General features: G+C 53.7%; 12 protein-coding genes. 4 read left to right on the forward strand and 8 right to left on the reverse strand.

Annotation, left to right across the window (positions count from 1 at the left end):
- Nucleotides 1-255: 255 nt before the first annotated feature.
- Nucleotides 256-1,551 (forward strand): MFS transporter, encoded by a 1,296-nt coding sequence (locus HX884_RS11545; protein WP_013098335.1) that lies wholly within the window; start codon nucleotides 256-258, stop codon nucleotides 1,549-1,551.
- On the opposite strand, the gene HX884_RS11550 is transcribed toward HX884_RS11545, so the two are convergent.
- From HX884_RS11550 to trxC, 5 genes are all read right to left on the reverse strand, one after another.
- Nucleotides 1,548-1,871: a YfiM family lipoprotein gene (locus HX884_RS11550; RefSeq protein WP_178328184.1), complete on the reverse strand. Its 324-nt coding sequence runs from the start codon at nucleotides 1,869-1,871 to the stop codon at nucleotides 1,548-1,550. The genes HX884_RS11545 and HX884_RS11550 overlap by 4 nt on opposite strands.
- 44 nt (nucleotides 1,872-1,915) lie before the next feature.
- A complete protein-coding gene (pssA, locus tag HX884_RS11555) occupies nucleotides 1,916-3,271 on the reverse strand; it encodes a CDP-diacylglycerol--serine O-phosphatidyltransferase (protein ID WP_029882218.1) in 1,356 nt (451 codons plus the stop codon).
- 110 nt (nucleotides 3,272-3,381) lie between these two features.
- Entirely contained in the window at nucleotides 3,382-6,045 is a 2,664-nt protein-coding gene (pat, locus tag HX884_RS11560) for a protein lysine acetyltransferase (protein WP_178328185.1), read from the reverse strand.
- A gap of 35 nt (nucleotides 6,046-6,080) precedes the next feature.
- On the reverse strand, nucleotides 6,081-6,779 hold the full coding sequence (gene tapT / locus HX884_RS11565) for a tRNA-uridine aminocarboxypropyltransferase (protein ID WP_062935169.1): 699 nt from the start codon (nucleotides 6,777-6,779) through the stop codon (nucleotides 6,081-6,083).
- A 70-nt stretch (nucleotides 6,780-6,849) separates the two neighbouring features.
- Nucleotides 6,850-7,269 (reverse strand): thioredoxin TrxC, encoded by a 420-nt coding sequence (trxC, locus tag HX884_RS11570; protein ID WP_013098330.1) that lies wholly within the window; start codon nucleotides 7,267-7,269, stop codon nucleotides 6,850-6,852.
- A gap of 204 nt (nucleotides 7,270-7,473) precedes the next feature.
- Between trxC and HX884_RS11575 the strand changes: the two genes are divergently transcribed.
- Complete coding sequence (locus HX884_RS11575) at nucleotides 7,474-8,559, forward strand: tRNA/rRNA methyltransferase (protein ID WP_023620103.1); 1,086 nt, start codon at nucleotides 7,474-7,476, stop codon at nucleotides 8,557-8,559.
- 38 nt (nucleotides 8,560-8,597) lie between these two features.
- Here HX884_RS11575 and ung read toward each other — a convergent pair whose 3' ends face one another.
- Nucleotides 8,598-9,287 carry a uracil-DNA glycosylase gene (gene ung, locus HX884_RS11580; RefSeq protein WP_029882221.1) on the reverse strand — a complete coding sequence of 230 codons (690 nt, stop codon included), beginning with the start codon at nucleotides 9,285-9,287 and terminating at the stop codon, nucleotides 8,598-8,600.
- Between the two features lie 314 nt (nucleotides 9,288-9,601).
- Between ung and grcA the strand changes: the two genes are divergently transcribed.
- Nucleotides 9,602-9,985: an autonomous glycyl radical cofactor GrcA gene (gene grcA / locus HX884_RS11585; RefSeq protein ID WP_013098327.1), complete on the forward strand. Its 384-nt coding sequence runs from the start codon at nucleotides 9,602-9,604 to the stop codon at nucleotides 9,983-9,985.
- 52 nt (nucleotides 9,986-10,037) lie between these two features.
- Here grcA and srmB read toward each other — a convergent pair whose 3' ends face one another.
- Nucleotides 10,038-11,366 (reverse strand): ATP-dependent RNA helicase SrmB, encoded by a 1,329-nt coding sequence (gene srmB, locus HX884_RS11590; protein WP_178328186.1) that lies wholly within the window; start codon nucleotides 11,364-11,366, stop codon nucleotides 10,038-10,040.
- A 132-nt stretch (nucleotides 11,367-11,498) separates the two neighbouring features.
- Here srmB and HX884_RS11595 point away from each other — a divergent pair, with 132 nt between their 5' ends.
- Nucleotides 11,499-12,236, forward strand: coding sequence for a tRNA1(Val) (adenine(37)-N6)-methyltransferase (locus HX884_RS11595; RefSeq protein ID WP_178328187.1), 738 nt, complete (start codon nucleotides 11,499-11,501; stop codon nucleotides 12,234-12,236).
- Here HX884_RS11595 and nadB read toward each other — a convergent pair.
- Complete coding sequence (gene nadB, locus HX884_RS11600) at nucleotides 12,221-13,840, reverse strand: L-aspartate oxidase (protein WP_178328188.1); 1,620 nt, start codon at nucleotides 13,838-13,840, stop codon at nucleotides 12,221-12,223. The two genes, HX884_RS11595 and nadB, sit on opposite strands and share 16 nt — an antisense overlap.
- Nucleotides 13,841-14,034: the final 194 nt, after the last annotated feature.

The following is a 14,034-nucleotide window of genomic DNA, read 5'->3' on the forward strand; positions in this document are numbered from 1 at the left end:
TAAGAAGAACCCCGTACCGTAAGGTGCGGGGTTTTTTGCTTTTGTTTTCTCCCTCACTCTCACCCTTTCCCTGCAGGAGAGGGCATCAGACCGCACCATTCCCCTCCTGGGCTTTCTCCGGAACTTACCTTGCTAACGAAATTTGTGATCTCCCTCGCAATGTTATTTATAACAAAATAATAACATTTAATTTACAAGGTATTGAGTTCCTTCAGAGCTCAGCATGCCGTTGTTTATGGCAGGAGTATAATCATAATGACCGAAAGCATTACATCGAACGGGACGCTGGTTGCCAGTGATACCCGAAGAAGGGTATGGGCAATTGTTAGTGCCTCATCCGGTAACCTGGTTGAATGGTTCGACTTTTACGTCTACTCATTCTGTTCACTTTACTTCGCACATATTTTCTTCCCGTCAGGAAACACCACAACGCAGCTACTGCAAACGGCAGGTGTATTTGCAGCAGGATTCTTAATGCGGCCGATTGGTGGCTGGTTATTTGGCCGTATCGCAGACCGTCGCGGGCGTAAAACCTCCATGCTGATCTCGGTCTGCATGATGTGTTTTGGTTCCCTTATCATCGCCTGTCTGCCGGGGTATGACGCTATTGGAACCTGGGCGCCCGCCCTTTTATTGCTGGCTCGTTTATTCCAGGGACTCTCCGTTGGGGGAGAGTACGGCACCAGCGCCACGTACATGAGTGAAATTGCACTTGAAGGTCGGAAGGGTTTTTACGCCTCTTTCCAGTATGTCACGCTCATCGGCGGTCAACTGCTGGCCATTCTGGTTGTCGTGATCCTGCAGCAGATCCTCACAGACAGCCAGCTTCATGAATGGGGATGGCGAATTCCTTTCGCGATGGGGGCTGCACTGGCGATCGTGGCGCTTTGGCTGCGCCGTCAGTTAGACGAAACCTCGCAAAAAGAGGTCAGGGCGCTGAAGGAAGCGGGATCGTTTAAAGGACTGTGGCGAAACCGCAAAGCTTTCCTGATGGTTCTCGGTTTCACCGCCGGTGGTTCACTCAGTTTTTATACTTTTACCACCTACATGCAAAAGTATCTGGTGAATACTACGGGAATGCACGCCAACGTCGCCAGCGTCATCATGACCGCCGCGCTGTTCGTCTTTATGCTGATACAGCCGCTAATTGGTGCGCTCTCAGATAAGATCGGCCGTCGCACATCAATGTTGATTTTTGGTGGCATGTCCGCCTTATGTACCGTCCCCATTTTAACCGCGCTTCAGCATGTCTCATCACCTTATGCCGCATTTGCACTGGTGATGCTGGCGATGGTGATTGTGAGTTTCTACACCTCGATCAGCGGAATACTCAAGGCCGAGATGTTTCCGGCACAGGTGCGTGCTTTGGGAGTAGGGCTTTCTTATGCGGTCGCCAATGCCCTGTTTGGTGGTTCGGCGGAGTACGTTGCGCTGTCCCTGAAATCATGGGGAAGCGAAACGACATTCTTCTGGTATGTGACGATCATGGGGGCGCTGGCCTTTATCGTATCCCTGATGCTGCATCGCAAAGGGAAAGGTATTCGTCTTTAATAATGCGCCATCTGCCACACGGCATAGCCGGTCGTGGCACCGGCAACATCCCAGGCAAAATCTTTCAAGCTCCAGCCGCTCCCTGAGGGGCGGCTATCCCATAATTCTTTAGATGCCCCAAGACTGACTGAGAACATCAGGCCGATTGCCGCACTACGATCCCGGCTATACCCCTGGTGCTGGGCGTACTCATTACCGGCAGCGGACAACATCGCGGATGCGAGGAAGTGTTGCGCTTTATCCTGGCCGGACCAACTATCGTTCGCCATATGGCTACAGCCGGTTAAACAGAGGGTCATGACTAACAGAAGAAGACGCATCAACAGCTCCATAAAAAAGCCCTGCGGGTGGCAGGGCCTGGATATTACAGAATACGGCTGATAAGACGATCGATACGGATGCGACGCAAACGGCGAATAAGCTTACGAACCTTCACCGGATAATCGGCAATGCTCTGTAGCTCGCGGTAATGACGAACAACCGTCGTATGTGTACGAATAAGTTCCAGTTCACGTTCACGCTGCGCGGCCAGCTCATGTTGTGGATCGTGGATCAGAATTGCGTTTTCCAGATCCAGACGCCAGGCACGAGGGTTCAGGTTGTTGCCGGTCAGCAGCATCCATTCATCATCAACCCACATTCCTTTGAGATGATAGCTGTTATCTTCATCTTTCCAGAGACGCACCACCAGCTGGTCGGTGTTTACGTAATACTGTAAGCGACTGAGGAAACGACGCAGGTTAATCTCATAAAGGTAGGGCAGGGCGCCGATGATTTTGAAGGGTTGATCTTCAGGAATGAAAAAGTCATTTGCCGTTTTATCACCGACAATGATTTCCACTTTTTTACCGTCGCGCAGCAGCTGAATGATATTGCGCACCAGCACGGCGGGAAGGTTAAAGTACGGCGTACAGATAGTGAGCTTCTGCTCTGCGCACGGCATCAGATGGAAAATCGTTTTGTTCAGCAGGCTGGATTTGCCTAAGCCCACCAGAGGTGTAACGGACAGCTCTTCGTTGTTTGCATCGCCCTGGAAATGATAAACCGCATCGCGCAGCTCCTGGCGGAACGCGCGAACGTCGTTTTTGATTTCCGGGCTTTTCGGGCGATGAGGATCGTCAAGGCGATTCACACCACGGCCATGTACCAGATGTTTATCCACCCAGTTAAACATGATGTCGGCCATCTGCGAATTACGGATTAGATGGTAGCGGTCGTAGCGATACTTATCGAGCTGATGAAGGTAAACATCATTCAGACTCGCGCCACTATAAAGCACGCTGTCATCGATGATGAACCCTTTGAAATGGAGTACGCCAAGCGCTTCACGGGTATTCACCGGCACCCCGTAAACAGGGACATCAACGCCAGGATTTTCCTGCGCCGTGCGGCAATACCAGTCTGCGTTTGTATTTGAAGCAGCAGCGCCAATACGGCCACGCTGAGCGCGGTGCCAGTCAACCAGCACGCGAACATCCAGTTCAGGACGCTGACGCTTGGCTTCGTAGAGCGCATTCAGGATCGCGCGGCCACCTTCATCTTGTTCAAGATAGAGTGCCACAATGCAAATGCGTCGCGTGGCGCTGGCAATCTTTTCCAGAAGCGTCTCCCGAAAATGAGCGGGAGCGTAAAAGAACTCTACATCATCAACTGACTGAGAAATCTTCGGTAGTTGAGCAAGGTGTTGTTGATGTTTATTACGCTTAAATTTTGACAACATCACAGTGCGTTTCTTCTCTGTTCATTGAAGGGTTGTCTGTACCATGCAAACAACATAAGCGGACAATGATACCACCAGTCCCGTCCAAAGTGGGTAACATTTCCAGTAGCTTACTCGGGTTTATCCGGCGATTTCAGAGTGAGGGAGAGGGCAACAATCCCCTCGTCCAGCTGAATATCAACATCAAAACCGAGTTTTCGCGCTAGGGTCACCATACCGCGATTGTTTGGCATAGTAATGCCATTCAGGCGTAACAATCCGTGATCGCGCGTATAACTGATGAGTTTTTCCAGTAGCCGCCGCCCAAGACCCAGGCCTTTAAGATCGGAGCGCACCAGTACGGCAAACTCCGCATCGACGTTATCCGGATCTGAAATAGCACGCGTCACGCCAAGGATCTCATCACCGTTTTCGGAACGACGAACGGCGACAAAGGCCATTTCTCGATCGTAGTCGATCTGGGTCATATTGGCTAAATCATCGTGGGTAAATTCGTTGATTTCGCTGAAGTAGCGATAGTAAAGATCCTCTTTCGTGACCTGAGAGATAAACGTCCGCAATTGCGGTTCGTCTTCCGGCAAAATGGCGCGAAACAGCGAACGCTCACCGTTCTTCATCTCCACCCACTCTTCCAGTTGCAGAGGATAAGGACGGATCGCCAGGCGGCTCTCTCTGTCGCCTTCGAATGGTGCGATATCCAGCGTGACGTCCAGCGCCGTGAACTCATTGCCGGAGGCGAGTAGAGGATGAATGTCCAGCCGCTGGATCTCCGCGCAATCGACTATCAGGTTAGAGACCTGCACCAGGAACTGGCTTAACCCCGCAATATCGAGCGGACGCAGGGCGCTCCGGCCACGAATTTTTTTGCTTTTGATGGCCTGAATAATCAGATAGCGAGCAAGGTTCATGTTCAGCGGCGGTAAGGCCACCACGGCTTGTTCTTCAGGGCGCCATTCCACGCCACCTTCTCCCAGCATGATGAGCGGGCCAAAAACCGGATCGTGCTCAACAACCACCCGCAGTTCCTGTGCGCCCGCGCGGTTCGCCATGCTTTGCACCAGCAGTCCGTGGATCCTGGCCTGAGGCCAGGCCATTTTTACGCGGTCGAAAATAGCATCTGCCGCTTGCTGAACTTCAGCCGCAGTTCGAAGATACAGCATTACCCCCTGCACATCGGACTTGTGGGGAATATCCGGTGAGCGAAGCTTAAGGGCGACCGGATAACCAATCTGTTCGGCAATATGTACTGCTTCCGCGCTGTCGCTGGCGATCCAGGTTGGCAGCGTCTGCATCCCATAGCTACCAAGAATGGGTTGCACTTCGTGAGTGTCCAGCGATGTCGCACCTTCATCGATAGCCTGTTGCAACAGCCGGTGAACGTCGACGGAATTTGCCGTCAGATTGCCGGGCAATGCTGGAGTTTCACGCAACTGTTTCTGGTTACGACGGTACTCCACCATATGCATAAAGGCGGTAATAGTCCCTTCCGGGGTACGGTACGTTGGCAACCCCGCTTCGCTGAACAGTCGCCGTGCCTCCTGAGAGGAGAACTCACCGCACCAGTTGGTGAGCAGAGTGACGTATTTACCACGCGGATGGTTACGCACTGCTTCAATGAGGGCTCGCGCGCTCTCACTGCCAGGAGCGACCGCGCTGGGGGAGTGGATAATCATCAGCGCATCGAAATCCTGACTATCCAGCAAAATAGAAATGGCTTTGATATAGCGATCGCTACTGGCATCATCGCGTAGATCAAGCGGATTCCCGGGGGCAACGCTGATGGGTAAAGCCTCTCTCAGGCGCTGAAGCGTCTCTTCACCGAGCGTGGCCAGCTTGCCATTACGTAACCACAGTTCGTCCAGCGCCAGCGCCGCCGGAGCTGCACCGTTACTGACGATCATTAATTTCTCTCCGCGCAACGGACGCATATGACTCAACGTCTCGACGGCGGAAAAAAGTTCGTGCGTGTCCTGTACCCGCAGTAAACCCGCGCGCTGGATAGCCGCATCCCAGGCGGGATCCATCCCGGAGTGGGAATGCAGCAGGCTCTGTGCTGCAGGGCTGCGTCCGCTCTTGATGACCAGGATGGGTTTATTACGTGACGCGCTGCGCGATGCCGACACAAAACGACGGGCGTCGCTGAGGTGTTCAAGATAAAGCAGGATCGCACTGGTTTTGCTGTCACGCGCCAGAAAATCCAGCAGTTCATCCACGTCGATATCCAGGCTGTCACCCAGGGCGATGAAGTAGGAGAACCCCATCTCACGCTGCTGCGCCCAGTCAAGGATCGTGTTGGATACCGCAGCCGACTGCGAAATAAAAGCAAGTTTGCCTTTACGGATCGGCACTGGAGAAAAGCTGGCGTTCAGTCCTTGCCAGGGGGCGAGTAATCCCAGACTGTTCGGCCCAAGAATACGCATTTGATAGCGGCTGGCGCACGCCAGAAGCTCGGGCTGCTGTTCAGGAGGAGATGAGAGGATAATGCAGGTCTTACACCCTTTCTTGCCGAGTGATTCCAGCAATTCCGGGTTACGTTTCGCATTTGTACAGAGTACGGCCAGATCGGGTACGAAAGGCAGGCTCTGCACATCAGGCCACGCAAGCACCCCCTGAACGGCCTTATAGGCCGGTGTAACGGGCATAACGGGGCCATTAAATCCGCCGGCCAACAGGTTGCGCATCATCAGATAGCCAGCGCGATCCGGTTTCATTGATGCGCCGATGACGGCTATGGATTTAGGACGTAGTAGCGCTTCTAACCCTCGCTGGCTCATGCAGGCCTCCTGTGAATGCAAGCGACCTGATGATTTTAAACGTTTTCTGTCCCGGTTGCTGTGACACTGCCCTTATGAACGGTTTTTCCCGCCAGATAGCGTTCGCGAAAACGGGAGAAATGGCTGCCCAGCGCGCCAGCCGCCTCGGTATCACCCGCTAAATCCAGCAGTGCGATCGCCACTTCGGCGGTGCAGTATTGTCCGTCAGCATGGGCTTCACGTAAGCGGTAGGCCGATACGCGAGAGAGGTCGACAGAAATGATCGGCAGCGCGTCAAGGTAAGGGCTTTTACGGAACATTTTCCGCGCTTCCGTCCAGGTGCCATCCAGCATAATAAACAGCGGTGGTTTTCCGGATGGCGGGGCTGACAATACCTGACGGTCGGCGCCTGCATAGGAGGCGGGGAAAACGACCATCGGCTGATAGTCCGGGCTTGCCACTAATTCGAGCAGGGCCTGAGGAGGCTCCGTGCGCGACCACTGAAACGCGGCCGTATCAGGCAGAATATCGGCGATCAGACGACCCGTATTGCTGGGTTTCATCGGTTCGGTATCAAACATGACCAGGCAAAAACGGCTTTCCGCCGTGGCCGGTACCAGCGTGTCGCACAGGCACACTTTTAACGGCAGCAGGCAGCGCTGGCAGCGACGGATGCGGTTGCCACGAGCGAGAAAAGGGCGAGTCGCGCGGGCAAGGCGTTCGGCGCGTAATTGAAGTACAGCGTTATCAGTCATGGGCGAAAGGGCAGGAAAAACCCCATTTTCGCAGAGGCGGGAACGGGGCACAAGATGTGCCCCGTGAATGTTACAGCGACTCGTTCAACCAGCTCTCGAAAGGCGCTTTGGGTACCGCGCCGTTGAGCATGTCGATGACTTCACCATTTTTGAAAATCATGATGGTCGGAATGCTACGAATACGAAAACGGGCGCTGAGCTCGCGTTCTGCCTCCGTATTCACCTTCACAAAACGCATCTTCCCGCTGCGCTCTTCGGCGACATCTTCAAAGATTGGCGCGAAGTTACGGCACGGGCCACACCATGGTGCCCAGAAATCGACAACCACCGGGAGATCGTCCTTGAGGAGTTTGTCCAGCGTAGCACCTGTAGCGTTAATCACATCGCCATCAAACAACTCATGGCCACAACGCCCGCATTTCGCACCATCCTCGATCCGATCGTCCGGAATGCGGTTAAGAGCCTGACAGTTGGCACATACGGTATTCATAACTAACCTCTGATAGAACCATTGGACAGCGGCAGTATGCCGATAATGTTTCTAATATGTTACATATTATCAATGAGCCTGTTTGAAACGACAATGCGTTTTATTCAATGAGAACAATAGTCACAGGCTTTTGTACGAAATTATGGCTATGCGCTTGCACATCGGGTAATCTGCGCGCTTCGCGCAGCGCTGGTGGAGAAAAGCATGAACGACGAAATGAAAAATAAAAGCGGCAAGGTCAAAGTGATGTATGTCCGCAGTGATGATGACTCTGATAAACGCACCCAAAATCCGCGTACCGGAAAAGGTGGCGGGCGTCCGGCGTCCTCTCGTGCAGACGGTGGCCGTCGCCCCGCCCGCGATGACAGAAACAACCGTGGTGATGACCGAAAACGTGATGACCGCAAGCGTGACGATCGCAAACGCGATGATTTTGCACGTGAGGGGTCGTCACCATGGCGTACCGTGTCCCGCGCGCCTGGCGATGAGACGCCTGAAAAAGCCGATCACGGCGGCATCAGCGGTAAAAGCTTTATCGATCCGGAAGTGCTTCGCCGTCAGCGTGCGGAAGAGACACGCGTGTATGGCGAAAACGCCTGTCAGGCTCTGTTCCAGAGCCGCCCTGAGTGTATCGTTCGTGCATGGTTTATCCAGAGCGTCACCCCTCGCTTCAAAGAAGCCCTGCGCTGGATGGCGGCAAACCGTAAAGCCTACCATGTGGTTGATGATGCCGAGTTGACGAAAGCGTCAGGCACCGAACACCACGGTGGTGTCTGCTTCCTGATCAAAAAACGCAACGGCACAACGGTGCAACAGTGGGTCAGCCAGGCCGGTGCCGATGACTGCGTGCTGGCGCTGGAAGATGTGGGTAACCCGCATAACCTGGGTGCGATGATGCGCAGCTGCGCGCACTTCGGCGTTAAAGGAGTACTGCTGCAGGATGCTGCGCTGCTGGAATCCGGTGCTGCGATCCGTACTGCGGAAGGCGGTGCCGAGCACGTTCAGCCGATCACCGGCGACAGCGTTCTGGATGCCATCGAGCAGTTCCGTAAAGCGGGCTATTCCATTGTGACGACCTCCAGCCATGCCGGTACGCCGCTGTTTAAAGCGACGCTGCCGCGCAAGATGGTGCTGGTGTTAGGTCAGGAACGTGATGGTCTGTCAGACGCGGCACTCTCGAGTGCGGATCTGAGCGTCTCTATTGACGGGACGGGCAATGTGGAAAGTCTGAACGTTTCCGTCGCGACCGGCGTACTGCTGGCGGAGTGGTGGCGTCAGAACAAAGCATAAGCTTTTTATGTGCCGGGCCAGCCCGGCACATTCATTTCCTACTCGCTTTCTGCCGGTAACACGGGCATCCAGTCAATCGGCGTTTCGCCACGTTTTTCCAGCCACTCATTCGCCAGAACAAAATGATTACAGCCAAAGAAACCACGATGGGCTGACAGCGGAGACGGGTGTGGCGCTTTCAACACGTGATGACGCTGACGGTCGATAATCGCCCCTTTCTTCTGCGCATGCGATCCCCACAGTAAAAACACCACTCCTTCGCGATGTTCATTAATCAGACTAATCACTTTATCGGTGAATGTTTCCCATCCAAGGCTGGCGTGAGAGTGCGCCTGACCTGCTCGTACGGTTAAGACGGTATTCAGTAACAGCACGCCCTGGCGCGCCCAGCTTTCCAGATAACCATGATTGGGTCGGGTAAAACCGGGGATCGTTCCTTCAAGCTCTTTATACATGTTCAGCAGAGAAGGGGGGATAGCCACGCCCGGGCGCACGGAGAAGGCCAGCCCATGAGCCTGACCAGGGCCGTGGTAAGGATCCTGACCCAGGATCACCACTTTGACATCGCTCAGTTCGGTATAGCGAAACGCGTTAAATACGTCTTTCTGGGGCGGATAAATCGTCTGGCCAGACTGCCGCTCTGCCGCAACGGTACTGAGAGTGTTGATAAAATAGGGCTGCTGTTTCTCTTCTGCCAGCACATCGTGCCATGTCAGCGGTGTCGTCATCTCGCTCTCCTGCGAATCTCATTCTGCGCCTAGCTTAACCGTTAAATCCTGCGGTGCAAAATTCCATGCGGAAATTAGCCCTAACTCCTTAAATTATGGTTGAAAAATTACAAATTGATTTGAATTGGTAAGGCTGGAAAATTGATCTGAAACAATAAAACCAGACCACACTCTTTGTGTGGTTGGTGATTTTGTTGATTTAAATCAATAAATCGCCGTGGTGTGAATGATATATATACACACAAGAAACAATGGTTTTACCAATTGGCCGCGAAAGGCCGACACCAGTTAATGTAGCCTAAGGGAGGCAACACATGATTACAGGTATCCAGATTACTAAAGCTGCAAACGACGATCTGCTCAACTCTTTCTGGCTGCTGGACAGCGAGAAAAACGAAGCACGCTGTGTGGTAGCAAAAGCGGGTTTTGCGGAAGATGAAATCGTTCCAGTTAATAAGCTGGGCGAAATTGAATACCGCGAAATCCCAATGGAAGTGAAACCAGAAGTGCGTGTTGAAGGTGGTCAGCATCTGAACGTGAACGTACTGCGTCGCGAAACGCTGGAAGATGCGGTTAAGCATCCTGAAAAATACCCACAGCTGACTATTCGTGTGTCTGGCTACGCGGTGCGTTTCAACTCCTTGACCCCGGAACAGCAGCGCGACGTTATCGCGCGTACCTTTACTGAAAGCCTGTAAGGTTTTTAGCCACGGGGGTGGAACAAAAAGCCGGGATATTTCCCGGCTTTTTTTACTCTTCAGTTTTCGCTTCTGACGCAGTACCGCTTGGCTTACGGCGTTTACCAATATTCTTGATATCGCGATGACGCTGCTTCACGCGCGGCTTCTCTTTTTCTTTCTCTTTTCTCTCCGCACGTTTCGCCAGTGCTTTTTTAGACGGTTTGCCCGTCATTTTTTCACTCGGTGCACGCGTGGTTGGGCGCAGGCCATCGACAACGCGGGATTTCAGCGGCTCGTCGATATAGCGACCAATTTTCTGCAGCAGCAGATGGTCGTGCGCTTCAACCAGGGAGATCGCTGTACCTTTACGCCCGGCGCGGCCGGTACGGCCGATGCGGTGCAGATAGGTATCACCGCTGCGCGGCATATCGAAGTTGATCACGTGGCTGACGTCCGGAATGTCAATCCCGCGAGCAGCAACATCTGTTGCCACCAGCACGTTAACGCGGCCATCGGTCAGACGCTTAATGCCTTCGGTACGTTTGATCTGTGCCATCTCGCCTTCGAGGTAGCAGTTGTTAATCCCGGCATTACGCAGCATTTCAGCCAGCTCATGCACACGCTCGCGCTTACGCACAAAGACGATAGTGCGGGTGGCCTCTTCCTGCTTCAGCAGGTGCTTGAGCAATTCAACCTTGTGCTCAAGGTTGTCCGCGCGATAGTACCACTGGTGGATCTTCTTGCGTTCACGGGTTGAAGGCGTTGCCGACACTTCCACCGGATCTTCCAGCAGGCGCTCTGCGAAGTCTTTGATCGCGTCCCCTTCGAGGGTGGCAGAGAAGAGCATTGTCTGGTTGCGCCAGCGCGTCTCGCCGGCGATGTGTTCGATATCCTGCGCGAAGCCCATGTCCAGCATACGGTCGGCTTCGTCCAGAATCAGGGTTTCTACCGCGCGGCAGTCAAAGTTCTCTTCTTTAATGTATTGCAGCAGACGGCCTGTCGTCGCAACGACGATATCCTGGTTTTCGCTGAACACTTCGGCGTGGTTCATATACGCAACGCCGCCGGTGATTGTGGCGATATCCAGATGGGTATTCGCTGCCAGTTCGCGTGCGTGATCGGCAACCTGCATAGCCAGTTCACGGGTAGGCGTCAGGATCAAAATACGCGGCGGGCCTGATTTTTTACGAGGAAAATCGAGCAGGTGCTGCAACACAGGCAGCAAGTAGGCTGCTGTTTTCCCCGTGCCGGTTGGCGCAGAACCGAGCACATCGCGGCCCTCAAGCGCAGGCGGAATGGCCGCTGCCTGAATGGCGGTCGGGCGTGTAAAGCCTTTGCTCTCAAGTGCATTGAGCAGGCTTTCATCGAGTTCAAGTTCGGAAAAAGTCGTTACAGTCATGTTCTACCTCTGTGTGGGGCGCTGATTATAGACGTTACGGCTGTAATCTTCATCTGTTTGTATGGATATCGCTTTTCGGCCACTTCGCTTTCCCCTATGCTACTCCAGTTTCACTTAGAAGGTTGCTCTGACATGTCTCAACTCAAAGCGCAATTGCGCCGCGATGGTTTTACGTTTAAACAATTTTTTGTTGCTCACGATCGCTGTGCCATGAAAGTCGGTACAGACGGTATTCTACTGGGAGCGTGGGCGCCTGTCGCAGGGGTTAAGCGCATTCTGGATATTGGCACCGGCAGTGGTCTGCTGGCATTAATGCTGGCTCAGCGCACGGATGAGCATGTCACCATTGTTGCGGTTGAACTGGATGCACAGGCCGCAGGGCAGGCGAGTGAAAATGCGCTCGAATCCCCCTGGGCAACCCGAATTAAAGTTGAATGCGCGGACGTACTGGCCTGGGCACCAGAGCAAACGGCGCGTTACGATTTGATCGTCAGTAACCCTCCCTACTACGCGCCCGGCGTGGAGTGCGGTACGCCTGAGCGCGAACAGGCTCGCTATACCGGTTCGCTCGATCATAAAGCCCTGTTAACCAGCGCGGCGAATTTAATTTCCGAAGAAGGGTTCTTCTGCGTGGTTCTTCCCGAAAGCACCGGCAATACCTTTATTGAGATCGCACGGGAGATGGGCTGGAACTTACGGCTGCGTACCGATATCTCGGATACGGAAGGGCGGTTACCACACCGGGTCTTGCTGGCGCTTTCGCCAAAAGAGGGTGAATGTTTTAACGACAGGATGGTTATCCGTGGGCCAGACCAGCGTTACTCCGAAGATTACACTGCGCTGACCCAGGCATTTTATCTGTTTATGTGACGCTGCGGGGAGAGAACCGACGGGCCGGATTCAGGCAGCATGTCGGGATAGTCCAGGGTGTAGTGTAAACCCCGACTCTCTTTACGCATCATCGCGCAGCGAACAATCAACTCGGCAACCTGCACCAGGTTACGCAGCTCCAGCAGATTGTTGGAAACGCGGAAATTGGCATAATACTCATCAATTTCCTGCTGCAGCATGGTGATACGGCGTAAGGCTCGCTCAAGACGCTTCGTCGTGCGTACAATGCCAACGTAGTCCCACATAAATAGCCGAAGCTCATGCCAGTTATGCTGGATCACAACCAGCTCATCCGGGTTTTCCACGCGGCTCTCATCCCAGGCCGGTAAGTGCTCAGCGTGGCGGGCATACGGCATGCGTTTGGTTATATCCACCGCTGCGGACCAGCCGTAAACCAGACACTCCAGCAACGAATTAGATGCCATGCGGTTCGCGCCATGCAGCCCGGTATAGCTCACCTCGCCGATGGCATACAGACCATCCACGTCCGTACGGCCATGATCGTCAACCATGACGCCACCACAGGTATAGTGAGCGGCTGGCACAATCGGTACCGGGTCACGCGTCAGATCAATCCCAAGGCTGAGCAGCTTTTCATAAATCATCGGGAAATGCTGACGGACAAACTCAGCCGGTTTGTGGCTGATATCCAGATACATGCAATCCACGCCAAGACGTTTCATCTCGTGATCGATAGCGCGGGCGACGATATCACGCGGCGCGAGCTCGCCTCGCGGGTCAAAGTCCGGCATAAAACGTGAGCCGTCCGGTCGTTTCAGATACGCGCCTTCACCGCGCAGGGCTTCCGTCAGCAGGAAATTGCGCGCCTGCGGATGAAACAGCGCGGTCGGGTGAAACTGGTTGAACTCAAGATTGGCAACACGACATCCGGCGCGCCAGGCCATGGCGATACCATCACCAGAGGCAATGTCCGGGTTGGTGGTGTATTGATATACTTTGGAGGCGCCACCTGTTGCCAGCACCACGGCTTTCGCCTGACAGGTTTCGACCTTTTCTTTATTACGATTCCAGACCCAGGCCCCCACCACCCGGCGCGTGCCCGGCAGGCCGATTTTGTCAGAAATAATCAGGTCAACGGCATTACTGCGCTCAAGCACCCGAATATTAGGATGGCTGAGCGCCTTGCTGACCAGGGTGGTTTCCACCGCTTTACCGGTGGCATCTGCAGCGTGCAGGATCCGGCGATGGCTGTGTCCGCCTTCGCGGGTAAGGTGGTAACTCTCTTCGCCGTTTGGCTGAACCTGAGTATCAAACAGTACACCCTGGTCAATAAGCCACTGGACGCAGTGACGCGCATTGCTGGCGACAAATTCCGCAGCATGTTCATCGACGATCCCAGCTCCGGCAATCAACGTATCTTCGACGTGTGACGCAATGCTGTCTGTTTCATCAAACACGGCGGCAATTCCGCCCTGGGCATAAAATGTGGAGCCTTCGCTCATCGGTCCTTTACTCAGAACAATTACGCTCTGATGCTCAGCCAGACGCAGCGCCAGCGAGAGTCCTGCCGCGCCGCTACCGATGATCAGTACATCACAATGTAGTTCAGGTGTTGTGTTCATGATTTTTTGTTTAATTTACTAAACAGTGTTTGGGCAGAATAGCACTCCGGTGCGAGATATCGCACGTTTTTTTTATTCTCAGTTGCAATGACTAAACGCACATGCGCGGATTTCCGGCATGTAAAAGAAGGAAAATATTTTGCGAAGCAGATCGTTAGCTTCAGATTTTGTGGTGAAATAAAGCCTGGGTTGCG

Origin of the sequence: Enterobacter sp. SECR19-1250, from assembly GCF_013391025.1 — a bacterium.
Taxonomy (GTDB): domain Bacteria; phylum Pseudomonadota; class Gammaproteobacteria; order Enterobacterales; family Enterobacteriaceae; genus Enterobacter; species Enterobacter cloacae.